Genomic DNA, 4,272 nt, shown 5'->3' on the forward strand with positions numbered 1-4,272 from the left:
GCGCCGATGGTACTGCAGGGGGGACCCTGTGGGAGAGTAGGACGCCGCCGAACAACCCGCCCTTTTAGCTCAGTCGGTAGAGCGTCTCCATGGTAAGGAGAAGGTCAACGGTTCGATTCCGTTAAAGGGCTCCAACAAGAAGGCCCCCGCCATCAGGCGGGGGCCTTTTTTGCGTTCATGACGACCGGCCCGGCGGCGGCGGGCGCGCCTTCGCGGTGGAACGGGTCTTCCCCCGGTTCGGGGCCGTCCGCTCCACCGCGACCACCTGTAAGAACGGACGGGTCAGTCGCCCGTGCGCTGTTCCGGGACGCGGAAGGCCAGGATGGCCATGTCGTCCGAGGCCGGCTCCGCGGCGAAGCGCTCCACCGCCCGCAGGACGCGGGAGGCCACGGCGCCCGCGGTGAGTCCCGTACACGTGGTGAGGACCTCGGTGAGGCCGTCGTCGCCGAGCATGCGGGTGCCCTCGCGGCGTTCGGTGACGCCGTCCGTGACGCAGAGCAGCACGTCGCCCGGCTCCAGGGTGAGGGTCTGCTCGTAGAGCTCCAGGTCCTCCAGGACGCCGAGCAGCGGCTGGGGGTCGGCGGCCGCGGTGACCTGGCCGTCGGGGCGCAGGCGCAGCGGGAGCGGGTGGCCGGCGCAGACGACCTTCATCAGGGCGCCGCCGTCCGGCTGGGGGTGGAGCTCGCCGTAGAGGAGGGTGAGGAAGCGGCTGCGGGCGCCCTCGTCGAGGATGGCCGCGTTCAGGCGCTCCAGCACCGCCGGGCCGCCCAGGCCCTCGCGGGCCAGGAGGCGCAGGGCGTGCCGGGCCAGCCCGGTGACGGCGGCCGCCTCGGGGCCCGTACCGCAGACGTCGCCGATGGCGAAGCCGTACGCGCCGTCGCGGATCGGGAAGACGTCGTAGAAGTCGCCGCCCACCTCGTTGCCCTCGCCGGCCGCGCGGTAGATGACCTCGACCTCCATGCCGGGGATGGCGGGGGAGCCGGGCGGGAGCAGGCTGCGCTGGAGGGAGCGGCTGATGGCGGTGCGCTCGGAGTAGAGGCGGGCGTTGTCGAGGGCGAGGGCGGCCCGGCGCGAGAGGTCCTCGGCCAGTTCGAGGATCTCCTGGCGGAAGTGCTCCTCGCTCGGCTTGCCGAGGGTGAGCATGCCGATGACGCGGTTGCGGGCCAGCAGAGGGAGGACGACGGTCTCGCCGCCGACGGCGGCGGCGGTCTCGGGCCACGGGCGGGCGCCGGCCTCGCGGACCGGTTCGGGCGGACTGACCCGCGAGAGCAGGTCCTTGAGCCCGTCGATGCGTTCCTCGTCCTCGTGGAGCACGTACGAGAGGTACGGGTCGGAGGACTGGTCGGCGATCGTGTAGACGGCGCACCAAGTGGCCAGGGTCGGGACGGTCATCTGGGCCATGAGGGCCAGGGTCTGGTCCCGGTCGAGGGTGCCGGCGAGCAGGTCGGAGGCCTCGACGAGGAAGGAGAGGGAGCCGCGGCGCAGTCGCTCCAACTCGCCCAGGCGGGCGGATTCCACGGCGAGGGCGATGCGGTCGGCGGCGAACTGGAGGCGCAGGGCCTCGTCGTTGTTGTAGCGGCCGGGTACTTCCGCGGCGACGCCGAGGGAGCCGGTCAGGCGCCCTTCGACCTTGAGGGGGACGGTGACCACGGAGCGCATGCCGGTGGCTTCCAGGAGCGGGACGGCTCCGGGGACGGCGGCGAGGTCGTCGTGGACGGCGGGCATGCGGGCGGAGCCGTACCGGTTGGTGCCGGCTTCGACGGGGACCCGGGCGAAGCGCTGGCGGGTGGAGGGCAGGCCGGTGGTGGCGCGGACCTCGAGCTCGGTCTCGTCGTCGGTGGCGAGGAGCAGGAACGCGGCGTCGGCGTCGAGGAGGTCCCGGGCGCGTTCGACGGTGCGCTGGAGGAGGCCGTCGAGGTCGTCGGGGGCGGGGGAGCCGATGAAGATCTCGAAGGGGTCCGCGGCGCGCGGCTCGGTGAGCTGGCCGCCGTCCGCCACGGGTACCCGGACGGGGGTCTGGAGCAGGGCGCGCTCGTCGTCGTGGACGAGGAGGCAGACGGTGGAGGGCTCGCCATGGGCATCGCGTACCCGGAGGTGGGATGCGTAAACGGGGATGACCCGGCCGTCGGCTCCGCGGATGCCGTAGCTGCCCTCCCAGCGAGACAGGCGCAGGGCCTCGGCGATGCCGGTGCCGGTGCCGGGGGTCTGCGGCCAGGCGGCGAGCTCGGAGAGCGGGCGGCCGACGGCCTTGGCGGCGGGGTGGCCGAAGATGATCTCGGCGTCGTCGTTCCAGGCGGAGACGCTGTCGGTGGCGTCGATCTGGAGGACGGCGACGCGGACCCGGCTGTCGGCGAGCGGGAGCAACTGGTCGGGGACGACGGGGCCGGCGGAGCGGGTACCGACCGGACGGTCCGGGAGGTCGAGCCGGAACCACACGTGTTTGTGGGTGGCGGTGTATTCGACGCCCCAGCGGGTGGCGAGGGCGGCGCAGAGCATCAGCCCGCGGCCGTTCTCGCGGTCGGGATCGGCGTACGGGCGCTCCCCGGGGTGCTGGAGGGGGAGCTCGCGCTCGGGGTAGCGGTCGGCGACCTCGACGCGGACCCCGTCGCCGGAGCGCAGGCACAGGACCTCGGCGCGGGTTCCGGCGTGGACCACGGCGTTGGTGACGAGCTCGCTGGTGAGGACGACGGCGTCGTCGACGATGTCCGCGAAGCCCCAGCCCTGCAGGGTGTCGCGGACGAACGCGCGGGCAGCGGCGACGGAGCGCCCTAGTGGATCGAAGCTGGCAGCCGCCCGTGCCGTGATCACAAGTCTCCTTCGACGCGGTTGGACATCGGGTGCCAGGTTACTTACCTTCGCGGTCGGCATGGTGCCGTCGTCGGGGATTCCCCCCACAGGGTGCGGGCGGTGTGCGATGGTGCCGAAGTGTTATGGCCGGGTTCGGCCAGGGTGAAACACTGGGCAGGCTTGAAGAGCCGGGCAGGAACATTCGATGTCCGGTGGTACAACGGTCGACCCTTTCGGGAGGGACACGGTGGAGTCTGGCGCGGCGGTGCGGCGTACGGGAACGCGCCCCAAGGGCGGACGTTCCCGGCGGAGCGGCACGACGGAAGTCGATACTGCCGCTCTGAACCGGCTGCTCACGGCCCTGGTGTCGATGCGGGACGGCAACTTCCGCAAGCGGCTGACGGTGTCCGGCGAGGGCGTGATGGCGGAGATCGCCGCCGTCTACAACGAGGTCGCCGACCGCAATCTGCACCTGACCGGGGAGCTGTCCCGGGTCCGGCGGATGGTGGGCCGGGAGGGGAAGCTGAGCGAACGGCTGGAAACGGGCGCCTGTGAGGGTTCGTGGGCGGCCGCGATCGATGCCTCGAACCAGTTGGTGGACGATCTGGCCCGGCCGGTGTCCGAGGTGGGCCGGGTGCTGTCGGCGGTGGCCGAGGGCGATCTGGACCAGCGGATGGACCTGCGGACGCAGACGGCCGACGGGGTCGGGCATCCGCTGCGCGGGGAGTTCCTGAAGGTCGGGCGGACGGTCAACAACCTGGTCGACCAGCTGTCGGCGTTCACCGACGAGGTGACGCGGGTGGCGCTGGAGGTGGGCACCGAGGGCAAGCTCGGCGGCCAGGCCCAGGTGCGCGGAATGTCGGGTTCCTGGAAGGATCTGACCGACTCCGTCAACACGATGGCGTACCGGCTCACCGCTCAGGTGCGTGACATCGCTCTCGTCACGACGGCGGTGGCGAAGGGCGATCTGTCGCGCAAGGTCACGGTGCACGTGGCCGGCGAGATGCTCCAGCTGAAGAACACCGTCAACACGATGGTGGACCAGCTGTCCTCGTTCTCCTCCGAGGTGACCCGGGTCGCCCGCGAGGTGGGTACCGAGGGTGAGCTGGGCGGTCAGGCGAAGGTGCCCGGGGTCGCGGGCGTGTGGAAGGACCTGACCGACTCCGTCAACACGATGGCGGGCAACCTGACGGCCCAGGTGCGCGGGATCGCGCAGGTCACGACGGCCGTCGCGAACGGTGACCTGTCGCAGAAGGTCCGGGTGAGCGCGCGCGGCGAGGTCGCCCAGCTGGCCGAAACGATCAACCAGATGACCGAGACGCTGAGGACCTTCGCGGACGAGGTCACGCGCGTGGCGAGCGAGGTCGGTGCGAAGGGCCTGCTCGGCGGCCAGGCGCAGGTGCCGGGCGCGGCCGGGACGTGGAAGGACCTCACCGACTCGGTGAACACGGTCTTCCGCAATCTGACCACGCAGGTGCGGGACAT

Annotated in this window: 2 protein-coding genes and 1 tRNA gene; 2 read left to right on the plus strand and 1 reads right to left on the minus strand. The window is 71.9% G+C overall.

What is annotated here, in order from left to right; genetic code table 11:
* Positions 1-58: 58 nt before the first annotated feature.
* A tRNA-Thr gene (locus ACFWBF_RS23315) sits at positions 59-134 on the plus strand.
* Between the two features lie 148 nt (positions 135-282).
* On the opposite strand, the gene ACFWBF_RS23320 is transcribed toward ACFWBF_RS23315, so the two are convergent.
* Positions 283-2,868: a SpoIIE family protein phosphatase gene (locus tag ACFWBF_RS23320; RefSeq protein ID WP_385605116.1), complete on the minus strand. Its 2,586-nt coding sequence runs from the start codon at positions 2,866-2,868 to the stop codon at positions 283-285.
* 166 nt (positions 2,869-3,034) lie between these two features.
* Here ACFWBF_RS23320 and ACFWBF_RS23325 point away from each other — a divergent pair.
* The coding region (locus ACFWBF_RS23325; protein ID WP_385605119.1) for a HAMP domain-containing protein at positions 3,035-4,272 on the plus strand (1,238 nt) is incomplete at its 3' end.

Source organism: Streptomyces sp. NPDC060028 (assembly GCF_042736725.1).
GTDB lineage: Bacteria > Actinomycetota > Actinomycetes > Streptomycetales > Streptomycetaceae > Streptomyces.